The organism is Dietzia sp. NPDC055877 (assembly GCF_053615975.1).
Genome location: NZ_JBSHCV010000003.1, coordinates 267,118 through 282,569, shown reverse-complemented (window position 1 = coordinate 282,569; position 15,452 = coordinate 267,118). Strand labels below are relative to the sequence as shown.

The 15,452-nt window shown below is 68.6% G+C and carries 12 protein-coding genes; 6 read left to right on the top strand and 6 right to left on the bottom strand.

Annotated features, from left to right (window positions below; translation table 11 throughout):
• The first annotated feature begins 230 nt into the window (after window positions 1–230).
• Window positions 231–1,343 (top strand): hypothetical protein, encoded by a 1,113-nt coding sequence (locus ACWGLC_RS05690; RefSeq protein WP_452098968.1) that lies wholly within the window; start codon window positions 231–233, stop codon window positions 1,341–1,343.
• Window positions 1,340–2,479 (top strand): glycosyltransferase, encoded by a 1,140-nt coding sequence (locus ACWGLC_RS05685; RefSeq protein ID WP_452098967.1) that lies wholly within the window; start codon window positions 1,340–1,342, stop codon window positions 2,477–2,479. The genes ACWGLC_RS05690 and ACWGLC_RS05685 overlap by 4 nt, the downstream gene beginning before the upstream one ends.
• Here the strand turns inward: ACWGLC_RS05685 and ACWGLC_RS05680 are convergent.
• Genes ACWGLC_RS05680 through ACWGLC_RS05655 form a run of 6 tightly spaced genes read right to left on the bottom strand, consistent with a single transcriptional unit; the run spans window position 2,386 to window position 10,984 of the window.
• Window positions 2,386–3,801, bottom strand: coding sequence for an O-antigen ligase family protein (locus tag ACWGLC_RS05680; RefSeq protein WP_452098966.1), 1,416 nt, complete (start codon window positions 3,799–3,801; stop codon window positions 2,386–2,388). The two genes, ACWGLC_RS05685 and ACWGLC_RS05680, sit on opposite strands and share 94 nt — an antisense overlap.
• Window positions 3,798–4,595: a polysaccharide deacetylase family protein gene (locus ACWGLC_RS05675; RefSeq protein WP_452098965.1), complete on the bottom strand. Its 798-nt coding sequence runs from the start codon at window positions 4,593–4,595 to the stop codon at window positions 3,798–3,800. The genes ACWGLC_RS05680 and ACWGLC_RS05675 overlap by 4 nt, the downstream gene beginning before the upstream one ends.
• The gene (locus ACWGLC_RS05670) at window positions 4,595–6,124 is read right to left on the bottom strand and encodes a flippase (protein WP_452098964.1); all 1,530 of its coding nucleotides are present in this window, start codon (window positions 6,122–6,124) and stop codon (window positions 4,595–4,597) included. The genes ACWGLC_RS05675 and ACWGLC_RS05670 overlap by 1 nt, the downstream gene beginning before the upstream one ends.
• On the bottom strand, window positions 6,121–7,182 hold the full coding sequence (locus ACWGLC_RS05665; protein ID WP_452098963.1) for a GNAT family N-acetyltransferase: 1,062 nt from the start codon (window positions 7,180–7,182) through the stop codon (window positions 6,121–6,123). The genes ACWGLC_RS05670 and ACWGLC_RS05665 overlap by 4 nt, the downstream gene beginning before the upstream one ends.
• Window positions 7,179–10,046, bottom strand: a complete 2,868-nt coding sequence (locus ACWGLC_RS05660; RefSeq protein WP_452098962.1) for a glycosyltransferase — start codon at window positions 10,044–10,046, stop codon at window positions 7,179–7,181. The genes ACWGLC_RS05665 and ACWGLC_RS05660 overlap by 4 nt, the downstream gene beginning before the upstream one ends.
• The gene (locus tag ACWGLC_RS05655) at window positions 10,043–10,984 is read right to left on the bottom strand and encodes an amino acid--[acyl-carrier-protein] ligase (protein ID WP_452098961.1); all 942 of its coding nucleotides are present in this window, start codon (window positions 10,982–10,984) and stop codon (window positions 10,043–10,045) included. Before ACWGLC_RS05655 ends, ACWGLC_RS05660 begins: the two co-directional genes overlap by 4 nt.
• Window positions 10,985–11,412: 428 nt before the next feature.
• Here ACWGLC_RS05655 and ACWGLC_RS05650 point away from each other — a divergent pair, with 428 nt between their 5' ends.
• From ACWGLC_RS05650 to ACWGLC_RS05635, 4 genes are all read left to right on the top strand, one after another.
• A complete protein-coding gene (locus ACWGLC_RS05650; RefSeq protein ID WP_452098960.1) occupies window positions 11,413–11,664 on the top strand; it encodes an acyl carrier protein in 252 nt (83 codons plus the stop codon).
• Complete coding sequence (locus ACWGLC_RS05645) at window positions 11,661–13,118, top strand: sugar transferase (protein ID WP_452098959.1); 1,458 nt, start codon at window positions 11,661–11,663, stop codon at window positions 13,116–13,118. The genes ACWGLC_RS05650 and ACWGLC_RS05645 overlap by 4 nt, the downstream gene beginning before the upstream one ends.
• Window positions 13,115–14,158 carry a glycosyltransferase family 4 protein gene (locus ACWGLC_RS05640; RefSeq protein ID WP_452098958.1) on the top strand — a complete coding sequence of 348 codons (1,044 nt, stop codon included), beginning with the start codon at window positions 13,115–13,117 and terminating at the stop codon, window positions 14,156–14,158. Before ACWGLC_RS05645 ends, ACWGLC_RS05640 begins: the two co-directional genes overlap by 4 nt.
• 118 nt (window positions 14,159–14,276) lie before the next feature.
• The gene (locus tag ACWGLC_RS05635) at window positions 14,277–15,386 is read left to right on the top strand and encodes a glycosyltransferase family 4 protein (RefSeq protein ID WP_452098957.1); all 1,110 of its coding nucleotides are present in this window, start codon (window positions 14,277–14,279) and stop codon (window positions 15,384–15,386) included.
• Window positions 15,387–15,452: the final 66 nt, after the last annotated feature.

Genomic DNA, 15,452 nt, shown 5'->3' with positions numbered 1-15,452 from the left:
CGCCGCGCATGTTACCGCCAGACCGGGTGCTCCAGGCTGTGCTCGATGCCATAACGTGGAAGAGTATTCATCTGACGCCATCGGGGGATATGATCCCGCGGTGCTTTGTGATGTCCGGCCGGTGCCGGTCCCGGCGCCACCGCATCGACTGGAGGGACCCATCCATGGAGACGGCTAGCCCGGACGTGCGAGCTTCGTCCGTAGGGACCGGGAGAAACTACCGACCACCGGTGCTCGACCTGGGCCTGCTCCTGTCGTCGATGGGGAGATCGCTTCCGGTAGCGCTCGTGATCGGCATCGCGGTCGGTCTACTGGCAGGCGTGGTCGCCTCCACGTTCCGCGATGAGTACACGGCGACGACCACCGTGAACGTCGCCACGCCGGGTCGCGCCGAGCGGGACGCTGCGACCATGGAGGCACTGGCCGCGGGGATGTCCGAGTACGTCACCGACGAGCGGGCGAGGTTCTTCATCGAAGAGGGCGTCGGCGAGGCCGTGACGCTGTACGGGCTGCGTCCGTCGGTCGCGGCCACCACCTCGAAGATCCCCGGTCTGCTGGAGATCAGTACGCGGTCGCATTCCGGACCGCTGGCGGCCGCCAAGATGGGGAATCTCGCGGTCGAGGCCATGAACCTGCGGGCCGACGAGGCTCGTGAAGAGGTCCTGGAGCCCGTAGCAGAGGCTGCCCAGCAGGAGATCGACCGGCTCAACGAGCAGATAGAGGCCCGCCGTCGAATCGATCGCACGGCGGATACCTCGGATCTCCTCGCTCTCATCTACGAGGCACGGGCCGGCGCAGAGCAGCTCCGGACCGCCTACCCCACCGCCACGATCGTCGCCCAGACCGGCAGCACCGGACCGAGCTGGCCGGCTCCGGTCTCGACGGGATTCGTCGTGGGCATCACCGCGACGGTGATCGCCGTTCTGGTCCTCGGACTGCTACGTCTGCGCAGGGGTCGGCGTACTGACGCGATCTGGGCGAGGGCCGCGGGTCACCGTCACCTCGCGGCCGTCGACGTCGACTCCGCGACCTCCGATGAGCTCCCGCCTCTGACCGAGGCCGCGGTCTCCGCGGTGCTTTCCGCGGGCGGCACCGTCGTGGTGCTGGGACGGACGGAACCGATCGAGGTGCCGAGTGGAGACGGTATCGATGCGGGGCGACTGATGATCGCGCCATACGACGATCCGTGGTGGCGGGAGGTGCCCGCCGCGGACGTCGACCTGGGTGTGGTCGTGGTGGATGACCGCTCCACCGATGGTCGGACCGCAGAGGCCGGATTGGCCACGTTCTCGGAGGTCGGGGTCCCCGCGCGCGTGGCGGTCCGAACACCGGGGAAGAGTTGAGCGCGACGGGTGCGCAGGGTTCTTCGCGCACACCCCGGGTCGCGTTGGTCCATGAGCGGCTCACGGATATCGCCGGGAGCGAGCATGTGGTCGAGCAGATGGCCCGGACCTGGCCGGACGCGAGGATCCACGTCCCGTTCGCCCGGCCCGAGGGGGTCCCGGCAGGCCTCGGGGAACGGGTCAGCACCGGCCCGCTCCAGCGCGCCTACGACCTGGTCGGTGGCGTCTCCTACGCGCCGCTGCTCCCGATGGTGCCGTGGGCCCTCCGGAGGGCGGACATCACTCCCGCCGACACCGACGCCATGGTGATCAGCCACCACGCCTTCGCGATCGCTGCCGCAGCACTCGATGTCCCGTCGGTCGCATACGTCCACAGCCCGGCCCGGTGGGCCTGGGACCCCGCTTTTCGCCGAGGAGAGACGGACGCCGTCGCGGGCAGGACCGCACTCGGACTGCTCGCCGCACGGGCGAAGGCCAACGAGGCACGGTGGTCGCCTGCGCCGCAGGAGGTCGTCGCCAATTCCTCAGCGGTCAGGGACAGGATCCGCGACTGGTGGGGAAGGGACGCCCTCGTCGTCCATCCTCCTGTGGACACGACCTACTTCACCCCGGGAGACGTCACCCGGGGTGACTACTTCATCTCCGTGGGCAGGCTCGTGCCCTATAAGCGGGTCGACAGGGCGGTGGCCGCGGCAGTGCGGGCCGGGGTCCGGCTGCTCGTGGTGGGCGACGGCCGGGACATGGAGCGGTGCGTGTCGCGGTCCGGGCCCGGCGTCGAGTTCCTGGGCCGTCTCCCTCGCGACGAGATGCGGGATCTCGTGCGCGGGGCACGCGCCCTGATCATGCCCGGTGAGGAGGATTTCGGCATCGTGCCGGTCGAGGCCATCGCCGCCGGTACCCCGGTTCTGGCGCTGGGTCGGGGTGGCGCGTTGGACACCGTCGTTCCGGGCGTCAGCGGTGAGCTCGTGAATGGGTCCGACGACAACGACGACGTCGTGGTCGCTGCGCTCGCCGAAGCGATGCGCGACTGGGACGACTCGCGCTATTCGCGGTCGGAACTGGCTCGGTTCGCGGAAGCCTTCTCCGAGGCGACCTTCCGGGAGCGGATCGCCGCGGTGGTCGACTCCGTGTTGTGAGTCGTCAGCACCGCCGGCCGGCCGGGTCGTAGACGGCCGGTGATCCGATCGCGTACCGCCGTGGTGGTGCTGGCCGCGATCGCCGGGAACAGCCAGAAGTAGGCATCCATCGGAAAGATCTCGAGATAGGTCGAGAACAGTGCGGCCACGCACGCGGCGAGGGTCGCGGCGACAACCCCTCCGATGAGGCCGCGCTCCAAGGGGTCCTCGGTGACCGGCATCATCCGCAGCAACGGGATCACCATGAGCAGAACGATGGCGGTATAGCAGACGAAGCCCACCGGGCCCAGTTCCAGCAGGATCTTGATGACGTTGCTGTCGGGTTGGTACAGCGGGGCGACCGGGTCCCAGCCCGCCGCGACCTTCGCGGCCGAGGAGCCGGTTGTCCCGAGTCCCTGACCGAGCGGTTGGGTGACGATGAGCGGGAGATTGGTCGTCCAGTGGCCGCCGCGGTCTTCGAGACTGCTGCTGGAGATGAAGGCCGAGAGCGCACCGGTACCGAAGATCGCGGTGAACACTGCGAGTACGAGACCTCCGACGACTGCGCCGACCAAAAGCCAGCCCAGGAACCGGCGGTAGAGAAGTAGGCCGATGAGGACGAGGCCCACGACGACCCCGATGTAGCTCGCCCGCACCACGGACAGGACCATCCCGAGACCGAGGACGGGGAAGGCGAGCATGAACAGTCGTGATCGGAGACGGTGGGGTTCGGCGAGTGCCGCCGAGGTGCCGATGATGATCACCAGCATGAGGAAGAGCCCGAACGGGAACGGCTGGTTGAAGGTGCCGAAACTCCGTAACAGCGGGCCGGCGCTGCGGATGTGTTCGTTCCACTCGTAGCCCATGTCTGCCAGCGCGTGCGGACCGATGAGTTGCTGCCAGATCCCGTACACCGCGGAGATGGTCCCGGTGACGATCAGCACAGTGACGAACGTGTCCTTGTCACGCCGGTCGAACGGGAAGATCACCGCGATCACCGCGAGAAGAACGTAGAAGAAGGCGATCTTGAGCGGGAAGAACGCCTGCGCACCGTGCACGACCAGCGCGGAGACGATCCCGACCGGTGCGAGGACCACGAACGGGATCAGCCACGGGGCGACCACCGTCCGGCCGTGGGGGGCCCGTGGCGCGAAGGGGCATGCCACCAGAACGGCGAGGACCGCCGCCTCCTTCCAGAACGAGACTGTCACGGGATAAATCAACAGCAGGCCGTGGAGAGGCATCAGGGCCGCGATGGCCAGGACACCCCACTGCGGCCGCCTGAGAGCGAGCGCGAACAGCCCCAGGCAGACCGCCAGAGCGACCGCGAGTCCGACGATCATCGTCCTGCCTCCCGGGCGTGGTCGCGCAGATCACGGGCCTTCGGCCACGTGAGGTGGGGGCGTAGCAGGGTGGTGAGCCACGCCTTGGTGCGGAGCCCTTCATGCATCGCCATCCGTGGTTGGGCGAACGGATCGGTGCGGGGGTGGCTGCGCCCGTTGGTGAACGAGTACCCGACGCGGTAGCCGGCTCGTGCCGCGAGGGCACGCACGTCGGCGTTCTGGTGCCCGAACGGATAACACAGCTCCCGCACCTCCGATCCCGCCCACTCTGACAGGGTGTTCCGGGAGCGGGTGAGCTCATCGAGGGCGACCCGCGGCGCGACGTCCGGCAGCGACACGTGATTGGCCGTGTGCCCGCACAGCGTCGCCCCGGCCTCCAGCGCTTCGCCGATCTCGGCGCGGGACATCGTTCGTGCCGCTTCGGACCACCACCGCGGCCGCACTCCCGGATGATCGGTGACGGGAAGCAGCGTCCAGGGGATGCCCCGGTCACCGAGGTGGGGCATCGCATACCTGTGGACGCCGACGAGCGCGTCATCGAATACGACCGCCGCGAGACCGGAGGCGTCCCCGGCGAGGAGGTGGTCGGTGAACTCGGACAAGGTCACCGGGCGTAGACCCAGGCCCGCGACGATGTCGAGCTGGTGCAGGAAGGTCGATTCGGTGACGGCGTACTGATAGACGTCGGCGGAGTCCGGCAGGATGTCGTGGTAGGCGAGGACCACGCCCGAACGCCCGGCGTGGAGGAATGACGTCGCGGCACGGTTCGCGGCAGCTGCGGGCGGGCGAGGCATCATCGGTCCTTTCGTCCGATACCGAACGCCGCGGCGGTCCGGCTCAGTAACGGGATGTTCTCCAGTGAGCCGCTGTACTCGGCGAGCGCGGCGAACAGCAGCAGTGCCGCGACGATGACCGGCGGCCACGGCAGTCCGGCGTATCCGGTCAGGACGACGGCGGGCACGATGAGCGCTGCCGCCAACAGGACCTGCCTGACGAGCGGCCCCCAGGCCACCACACCTTCGATCCGGAGGCTTCTCTGGACGACGATGAGGCAGACGACGAACATCAACGTCTCGGTGACGAGAGTGGCCGCGGCCGCCCCGTCATACGAGAAGTGGGGGATTGCGAGATAGTTCAAACCGACGTTGAGCAGGACACCCGCACCCGCGACCCAGGGGAAGACGGTCAGCTTGCGTGTGGCCACCAGGGCGACGATCCCTATGTTGGTCACGCCGCTGATCGCGCTGGACAGGACCAGTAACCGGGCGGCGTCGGACGCCGGGACGAAGGTTTCGCCGTAGAGGAGGCCGATGAAGAACTCGGCGGTCGGCCAGAAGCCGATCACTGCGAGGGCCCCGAGCCCGCCGGCGACGACCATCGCCTGCCGGGTCCGGCAGCGGAACGTCTCTGCGTCGTGCGGCCATGCCTTGATCAGGACGGTGGTGAAGGGTACCGAGATGGTCACCGTCACGATGATGACGAGGTCCGAGAACTTGTAGCCGATGGCGTACATCCCGACCGCGTCGTAGGTGTCCAACCGCTGGAGGATCAGGATGTCGACCTTGGTCAGCAGCATGATCAACGCGAAACCGATGGAGATCGGGACCGCCTCCCGCAGCATCTCCCGCCAGTACCTCGTGCCGGCGCTGAACACCGGCCGCGGACCGAGTTTTCCGCGGAGCACCCCGGCTCCGCGCACCACGAGCACGACCACCTCCTTGACCACGGAGGGGACGACGAACCAGGCGAGACCGGGGGCGGTCGCGGCGACGACGAGGACGAGGGCGAACTGGACGATCTGGGCGACGACGTCCCAGAGGGCCAGCGGGACCAATCGCAGACGGGCCTGGTACAGGACGAGGAGGGCGTTGGACGGGGTTGCGAGGACCACGCCGGTGGCGGCGAACGCGACCACCGCGACGAAGGCGACCGACAGGCCCGTCGCCCAGGCGTAGAGGACCGCGACCGCGAACCCGAGGAGCCCGAGCAGGATCCTCAGGAGAATGAACGACCCCGCGACCTGCTGGGCTTCGTCATGGTCGTCAGCTGTCAGCCGGGCGAGCACCACGCGGCCGACGCCGAGATCGGTGACCAGAGCCATGATCCCCAGCAGGCCGAAGATGAACGAGTACTTGCCCCAGTCCTCCGGCGAGAGCGTGCGCGCGATGACGACGGTGCCGGCCCAGCCGAAGACGGCCGTGATGATGCGGCTGATGACCATGGCACTCGAGTTGGTGATCAACGAGCGGTTCTGGGACGGCGTCGACGCGGTCGCGGCCATGGCGCCGTCCGGAACCGTGGTGCCCACGCCCTCGTCGCTCACCTGGGCGCGATCCTGGCGGCGAGGCTGCGAAGTAGCGAGACGGCACGGTCCGCCGCTGCCATCCGAGCGCGGGCGGTCCGGTTTCCGGCGGGGATCGCGACGAGCGTGCCGACGGGGTACTCCCGCGTCTGCCAGTCCTTCTTGTACCCGCTACGACCGATCAACAGGTCCACCTCGGTGACTCCCACGTCGTCGTGGTGGTCACAGATCGATTCGATGAGCAGGTGCCCGGGGCGGGCCCGGCCGTGCGCGGGATCGAACCTGGTGAACCACAGTTCGGCGGTGCTGCCGGTACGCAGCGTGGCGAAGTGGGAACCCCAGTCCCCCCCGAAGGTCCCGCCCCAGAGCAGTAGATGGCCGTTCTCGGCCTCCTGCCGGAGGAACTCTCTGGTGAATGCGTCGTGGGGCGGCGCGCACAGGTTGAGCCGGTCGTCGCCGCGATCCGATTGCGCCGACGCCGCGGTGGCCACGATGTCGGGCCACCGTGCGTCGAACTCCTCGCGGGTGCGCACGGTCTCGATCCTGAGTTCCTTGCCCTCCCTGGCGAGCTTGCGGCGGGTGGAGGCGGCACGAGAGAGCGTGGACCTGCCCCGCAGATCGGTGGCACGAACGCCCTCGGGAAGGTCGATCACGGGGCAGTGATCGTCGGGGGTGAACGACGCCCTCCAGGAACCTTCCGCCAGGATCGCGGCCAACAGGGGAGAGGACGCGGGGAGATGAGTCAGTTCGAGCACGCCGCCGGCCGTACCGAGCCCGACCACCAGGTCCCTCATCGCCTCGTCGTCGACCGCCAGGGCTTCACCGACGGTGCCGAGGCCGTGCCCCAGCAGCCGGAACACCCGCACCCCGAGGCGTCGGCGTTGGTGCAGGGGAGCAAGGGCGACCAACCGACCGTCGCGATGGACCGTCGCCACCCGGAGCGGACCACGGCCGAGGTGGCGGTGCCAGGACAGCCCGTAGGAGGGACGGGAGGCGAAGCGGGTTCCGACGTCCTCGGCGAGGGCGTGCCATTCGAGCCGGAGCCGGTCGTCGACGACGGAGGCGAGGGTGAAACTCATCGGTTCGGCTCCTCGGCTCGCGCATTCACCGCGTGGCGGAGCGCGTCGACGATCGCGTCGGCGGAATGGACGATGCTGTAGTGCGTTCGGACTCGAGCGTGGCCCGACTCGCCCATCCGACGTCGCAGGACGGGGTCGGAGACCAGCGTGTCGAGTGCCCGCGTCACCGCATCCCGGTCCGCTCCGTCGACCAGAAGGCCCGTCTCACCGTCCGTAACCATCTCCGGGATCGCCCCACCGGGATTGGCGATGACCGGCAGTCCGGCGGCCGACGCCTCCAGAACCACGTTGGGCGCCTGATCGATGGTGGACGGGAAGCACATGATGTCCGAGCCGGCCAGGAGCTCCCAGAGCCGGTCGTCCCCCGGGGTGAGATCGCGGACCACCCGGAGACCGGCTTCCTCGGGGACAGGGTCGAGGGTGACCAACAGGAGGTCGGCGCGGTCGCGGAACGATGAGCGCCACACATCGAGGAGGAGTGAGCCGCCCTTTCGATCCATCGACGTCCCCACGAAGACGATCGTCGGTTGACGGTCGGGGCTCCGGTGCGGGACCGGGGTGGTCAGGTACGGAGACCAGATCCCCATCCTCAGGAGGGAGACGGACGCGGGGGAGAGCCCGTACCCCGGGGAGGTCAGAGAGTCGGCCACGAGCTCGGAGTTGGCGAGGACGTGCCGGGCGGCGTGCAGAACCGGCCGCTCCCAGGGCAGTATGGCCCGGCTGGAGCCGGCGGTGAATCGGGTCGGCGTGCGGTACGGGATGCTGTAGGCGTTGAGCAGGCCGGTGCTGTCCGTCGTGATGACGGTCGGCACGGACCGGACGATCCGGGCGCCGCCGAGCATGCAGTTCTGTGTGTAGAGATGCACCGCATCGATGTCCCCGCGCCGGAGTCGGTCGCGCACGCGACGGTTGACCGCCCACGAGTGAACCAGTTGGCCCCGGAGGGGCTGCAGGTCCAGGTCCTGCGCGGCGAGCCCGGGGACCGGTGCCCGCAGGATGCGTCCGACGAGGCCGGGGCCCATGGCGTCGAGGAACTCCGCGTCGACATCCGAGCGCTCGGCGAGGGCACGGCGCAGCGCGTGATGGACGGTCGCGTGTCCGCCGATATTCTCGTTGACGAACAACGCGCGCAGCGGGCGCTGTGGTGTGTCGGTCACCGAGAGTCCGAGGCGCGAGCGCAGCACGTCGGCTTCCCGCCGGATCAGGCGGGCCGCGGAGCGGCGGGTGTCCGGACGGTACAGGTTGTGATCGCCTTGCGGGGTGCGTATGCGTTCGATACGCCCGGTGTAGCCGCGTCGACGTAGCCGCTTCAGCCCGTCGTCACCACGCTGGAAGGTGAAGTGTTCATCGTCCTCGGGGGTGAGCGCGACGACGGTACGGACACCCGCGTCGTCGAGGTCGGTCAGAAGGGGACCCGGCACCTGGGTGACACCTCGTCGTCCGAGCTGCTCCCACGCCCGATACGGGAGCAACCTGCGCGCCAGCGGTTTGAGTCGCGTACGGCCGGACTCGGTGGCCGGGGGGACCTGGTTCTCGAGGTCGTACCCGTGCGCGAGGAGGAACTCCTTCGTGACGGGCTCGCGCACCCGGGACCACTGGATCATCCCAAACAGAAGCGCCGCGCCGGCCCGCGTGCGGATCGCGGATTCGGCTGACATCCACGCCCCCGAACACAGTCCGACGAGAAGCAGATTCCGCGCCGGCAGGGGCAACGCGCGGAGCACGGCGGCGGCATCGTCCCGCGAGGCGTGGGAATAGAGCACCGCGAGCCCGCCGGGCTCGATCGCGCCGGCCTCCCCGCCACCGGTCTTGTCGAATCTGTAGCAGGCCAGCCCGTTTCCGGCGTTTTCGCGGGCGGCCTCGACCCAGGCTCGTGTCGGACCCCACGCCGGCTCGTTCGCGGTGGTCTGGAAGACGATCCCGCCCCGCACGGGCTCCCCGACGACCCGGGTGGTGGTCAGGGGGAGCTCCTTCGCGGTGACCGTCGAGAGTTCCTCCTCGACGACGGTTCCGTCCGCTCTGCGCGCGACGATCGCCGTGAGGCGCGGCGTCGGATCGAACACGGCCCCCTCGCTGGTCGTGCCGATGACCGCTTCACGGTCGACGACGGCGAGGACGGCGGCCGACAGCCGCTCGATGTCGGGCTCGGGGACGTGGTGGATGAACGCGAGCGGAGCGGTGAAGAGCTCGCTCTGGGTCAGCTCCACGGTGGCGGTGGCGTCGTCGGCGATCGCGTCGACCTGGGGGTCGGCGATCACCTCGGGTCGGGCCGCGAGGATCGCCACACGAGTCACTGGGGCCCACTTCGCTCTCCGGATGCGTGCGGCCGTTTCCGGGGAGAAGTGCCCACCGAGGGTGGAGACACCCGGGTCAGCGGGATCCTGGCCCACGGTGAGCCGATACTTGGCTGTCTGTTCGCGGAGGAACCGCCGACCCGACTGCGGCGGATCCCAGACCACCAGGGACGTGTTCGGCAGGTCCGCGTCGGCGAGCGCGGAGGCGGCGATGAGTGCGCCGGCTCGAATCCCGATCACGACGACGTGTCCGACACCGCGGTCCTGCATCCACCGGACCGCCGTCACGACCCCGGACTCCCATTCCTCCCACGCCGTCCCCGAGAGCTGATCGCCCGTCGACGAGCCCGTTCCGGGATGGTCGTAGCGCAACGTCGGCACTCCCGCGCACGCGAGCTTCTCGGCCAGGGCCCGGGCGCCCCGGTAGGTGGTCACCTGCTCGATGCCGAGGGAAGGAACGACGACGACACCGGTGCCGGAGTGGCGTCCGACGGGGTGATTGACGACCCCGAACAGGGAGGCGTCAGGTGGGCCGAACCAGGTCGCGAACGACGCCGAGGAGTTGCTCACGGGAACAGGGACTCCCTGGCCTCCGCGGGCCACTGCTGCGGATCGAGCCCATGGACCCCGAGCAATGCCAGCGTGATGCGCTCGAGTCCGAACCCGACACACGAGCTGTGTGCAACCGAGCCGTCGGCGAGGGTCAGACCGAAGTTCCGACCGAAGTGGTCCTCGGCGAGATTGCACGACGCAATGGCATCGGCCGGGTGGTCCTCGCCGTAGACGTGGACGACGATCTCCGTCTTGAGATCGTTGGCGAGTTGCTCGTTGGCGAGAAGTCTGCCCGCACGGCCGAAGAACGGGTCGTTGGCCGCGACGGCCTCCACCTCGAGCCCGAGACCGGCGAGCAGCCGTACGGCCCTGTCGACCCACGCGGTGCGGAATTCAGCGGCCTCCACCGGCGTCCCGACGCGGACGTACTCGTGCATGCGGAAGGACTGCATACGCATGGGGTCCGCTGACGGTTCATGCCGGAAGCAGTAGCCGTTGACCTCGGCCGCGATTCCGCCCTCGGGGAGCGGGTTCGGCAGCGTCCCGTACAGAGGATGGCAGGCGGATGACACCATCACCGTGTCGCCTGGAGACAGATGATGATCCCACGGGCGTTCGGCCGCACGGTCCGCGAGAAGCGCGCGGTGATCAGCACTCGTGCCGGTGAACGTATTGACCACACCCGTCAGATCCGGGAACGACTCGATGTAGTCGGTCTTCTCGTAGAGGTCTCGCGGGAACACCGGCGGAAACCTGTACAGCTGGTAGCCGCTGCCGCCCGGCGTCAGTTCCCCGGCGTCAGCACCCTCACGGATGATCAGGCCGTCGACTGCGTCCAGGACGCGCTCGAACCCGGCTCCCCGGGCGTAGAGGCCGGGTAATCCGGCGGGGATGAGGAGCCCGGCGTCGATGAGTCGCCCTCGGAACTCGTCGTGCAGTGTCGAGATCGGGGTCATGATCCTCCAGCCACCTCTCGTCTCGGGGAGCGGCCGCTCGCGGTCCGGCCAATGCCTGATGCCAGAGTGAGAGAGTACCCACCCGTGTGCCGTGGTGGATGCTACCCAACCGGTTCCATTGGACTCGCAGTCAATGTTTATCTCGTGTCGAATTGGTCACATGATCGAGGAGGTAAAGCACAGCGCGCTGGAGCCGCGAAGCGGGGTGCACCCGGGTCGCGGTCTATCCCGGATATGCCCCTGACCACCGGTTATCCTCGAAGTTGTGCGGACCTGGTCGGGGCGACGGTGCACCGTACGCACCCCATCGAAATCGACTATCCGCCGGCGTCTACCCGCCGGTGTGAGGATTCTTACCCTGCTGCTGGTGTAACGCTGAAGCGGATAGCTGATATCCCTAAGGGAGAGCTTAGGTGGAGGGGGCGGTTGTGGGCAGTAGCAACGATGTCGAGGTCAGGGTTCGTGAGACGGTGGCGGCCGCTCTCGTCGGCAAGGTTGAGGTCGACATACTGGAGACCGAGGATGATCTCTTCGATGCGGGGATGACGTCCCATCAGACCGTTCAGGTCATGCTCGCCCTCGAGGACGAGTTCGACGTCGAGTTCCCCGACGAGGTGTTGAACCGGACCACCTTCACCAGCATCCGCTCGATGATCGAAGCTCTGGGGAAGATCCTGTGAGCGTCCCCGCCCCGCCCCGGCCCGCGGTCGCGGGCGCGGCCACGACGCTGCCCGCCCCGGCGGCCGGCCGTCGAGAGCGACGTTCTTTCTGGGGGCGCGCCACGCGCTTCCTCCTCGTGGTGCCGCGCTACAGGTTCGACGTGTGGCACCGGCTCGCGGACTCGATCGCGATCTATCTCATCGCCTGGCTTTTTCTCCCGGAGCGACCGTGGCTCACCGCTACCGCACTCGTCATCGCTATAGCGTTCTCGCCGTCGCTGTATCGTCACCGCCTCAACATCTCCGTTCTCGATGACCTGCCGAGGGTGGTCGTGGTGGGCACCGTCCTCTCGGTCTTCGGTGCCGTCGTCGCCAACGCGGGCATGAATCTCTTCAGCCTCATCAAGTTCACCGCGGTGGTCGTATCGACACTCGTGCTCACCCGCATGGTGGTCGCCCCGCTGCTGCGGTGGAGCCGTCAACGACATCGGGCGTTTCGAAACCGCACCCTGATCGTCGGAACCGGGGATACGAGTCTGGATCTCGCCCGGACCCTCGTGGAACGGTCCGAGTTCGGTCTGTCCCCGGTTGCCCTCGTGGACGCCGAGCGGGGCCTCGCCGCCGAGGTCGCGGCCATGGACCTCGGGGTGCCGCTCGAGAGCCCGACCGGAGGTCTGGTCGAACTCATCCGGCGCCACCGCGTGCGCACCGTGATCATCGGATTCGGCGCCTATGACGATCGCCAGCTGCTGCGGATGCTCACCGAATGCGACCACGAGGACGCCGAGGTGTTCATCATCCCCCGGCTCTTCGACTACATGAACGTCGAGGGACGCATGGACCGGATCAACGCGCTGCCGTTGATCCGGGTGAAGCGTTCGGCTCACCGATCGGTCGCCTGGAACCTGAAGCGCCCCCAGGACCTCCTTCTCAGTGGCCTGGCGTTGGTCCTGCTCTCTCCGCTCTTCCTTCTCATCGCCCTCGCGGTCAAGCTCGACGACAGGAACGCCCCGGTGTTGTTCCGGCAGACCCGGATCGGCGAAGGCGGGCGACAGTTCGAGCTCCTCAAATTCCGCTCGATGCGCCCCGCGGACGAGAACGAATCCCAGACGAAGTGGTCGATCGCCGGCGATCCGCGAATCTCCCCTGTCGGGGCGTTCCTCCGTAAGTCGTCATTGGACGAGATCCCGCAGATCTACAACGTATTCCGTGGGGACATGGCGCTCGTCGGACCGCGCCCGGAGCGTCCGCACTTCGTCGAGCAGTTCAGCGGTGAGTACCGCGGCTACGCCTCGCGCCATCGTGTCCCGGCCGGTTTGACGGGATGGGCCGCGATCAACGGTCTACGGGGCGACACGAGCATCGCGGACCGCGTGATGTTCGACAATTTCTATATCGAGAACTGGTCTCCGTGGATGGATATCCGGTCGATACTCCTCACCATGTGGGTCGTGGTCAAGGGCACAGGTAAGTGACCGACACCGGCGTCGTGGTCTGGGGTGCGCTCGCGTTGCGCCCCGGCGGAAGCGGGGTGCAGACCTATGAGCGGGAACTCATCCGGGCGACCGCAGACCTCGGATCGGGGCGCGGCCTCGCCGCCGTCGTCCAGGAGGACGCGATCTCCGAACTGCCGGATGACGTGCGTGCGATCACGCGTCCTGTCTGTAGTGGTGCGCGACGTGCGGTCCACGGACTCCGCCCCGCGCCGGGAGCCGCGCTCTTCCACTCTCTGGATGTCGACCTCCCGGTCGCACAGCGGGGCCCGACGGTCAGCACTGTTCATGACATGTCGGTTTTCGACACCCCGTGGGCCTTCGGCGCGGTCCGGGCACGCGGCGAGCGCATCCTGCTGCGGCGATCTCTCCGCCGCGCAGATGCAGTGATCGCGGTGTCGGAGTTCACCGCCGAACGTGTCGCCGCGCTGACCGGACGTGTGGCCACGGTGACGCCACTCGCGCCGGCCGACTGGGCGCGGATCCCGGGCCAGGCCGAAGTCGAGGCGGTCCGCGTCAAATACGACCTTCCCCGGACGTTCGTCCTCCAATTGGGAACCCTCGAGCCACGCAAGAACCCTCACGTCGTGGCGGACGCGGCTCGAGACCTGGGGGTGCCGGTGGTTCTCGGGGGCGCGGGTACAGACGGCCCGGGCCGACCGGTGGGCAGCATCGGCCTGGGTTACGTCGATCAGGTCGATGTACCGGCGCTGTATCGCGCGGCCGACGTGGTCGCCTACGCGTCGAGATACGAGGGTTTCGGGCTTCCACCGCTGGAGGCCATGGCGTGCGGGGGCGTCGTGGCGGCCAGCGCGGTCGGTGGGATTCCCGAGTCGGTCGGGAGCGGTGCCGTCGTGATCGCCCGCGACACCGCCGAGCACTGGACCCGGGCGATCCGGGACCTCCTCTCCGATACCGATCGTCGTGCAGAACTCAGGGCCGCGGCGGCCACGGTCGTGGCGTCCCGGACCTGGAGTGCCGTCGCGTCAGACACCCTCGCCGTCTACGACTCCCTCGGCTGATGATCATCACCGGAACGGTTCGGGAGTATCCGGGCGATGTCGCCGCGCGGGTACGGCTGTCACAGAGGAACACGGCACGCACGCCCGGTCCGGCCGCACCAGGAACAGGAGATCGTCGATGAGCGCCGGCACCGCAGTACTCGTCAATGCGACCGGTGTGCGCTCCGGCGCCGAGAACGTCCTCGTGGCCGTGGCCGGTGAGCTCGCCGACTCGGGCCACGAGGTGGTGCTTCTCAGTCCGCCGGGCCCGGTCGTCGACGGGATGCCCCCCGGCACGCGGCACCTCCGGATCCCCACGCTCGGCCTGGAGGGAAAGGGCGGGGTCGCGAGGCTGGTGGCGGTGGCCCGTCTCATCGTTCGCTGGGTTCGGGCCGGTCTCATCCTGCGAACGGTCACCGGTGACCGCGGTGACGGCGAGGGCGGTGTCGTCGTCGTCAATTCTCTTTTCGCCCTGCCCGCTCTCCCGTTCGCGTTCCCGCGGGCCCGGGCCTCCGGCACGACGTCATGGCTCGTCCATGACACCGTCGTGAGCCGGAGGCAACGTGTGGCGGTCAGACTCGGCGCCCGGCGAGTCCACCGCGCGGTGGCCGTCTCCGAGGTGACAGCGGCATCGATACGACCGCTCGTGCCGCGGGTGATAGTCCGACCGAACGGCGTCGTCATCCCCCGCGGGAAGGTTGTGGGCGCGTCCGACAGGGAGCCGGTGGTGGGGATCCTCGCCGCGTTGACCTCCTGGAAGGGCCAGGATGTGCTGCTCGATGCTGTCGCACGATGCCAGGGAATGACCGTGGAGATCGCCGGCGGAGCGCTGTTCGGCGAAGATGAGTACGAGCGTGCCCTCCGGGACCGTGCCGATCAGGAGGATCTACGGGGCCGGGTCCGGTTCCTCGGGCACGTCGACCGCAGGCAGGTGCTCGACCGGTGGGCCATCGCGGTCTCGGCGTCAGTTCTTCCCGAGGCGGGCCCGCTCGGGGTTCTCGAGTGTATGGCCGCGGGGCTGCCGGTGGTCGCCACCGATCACGGGGGAGCGGCGGAGTACCTCCGTGAGGGCATCGGGGTCCTCGTCGCCCCCGGGGATCCCGAAGGCCTCGCGAATGCGCTGTCGGAGTTGATCGCCGACCCGGCACGGAGGGAGTTGATGGCCGAGCGCGGTCGCGCGCGGGCGGCGCAGGAGCATGACATCGAGATGACCCTGCCGGCGATGGCCGGGGCGCTTACGGGGCGCTGACGCCCGCGACGACGGGGCGCTGACGCCAGAATCCGCCCGTTGTCGAGAAATGACGAACGCCCCGGG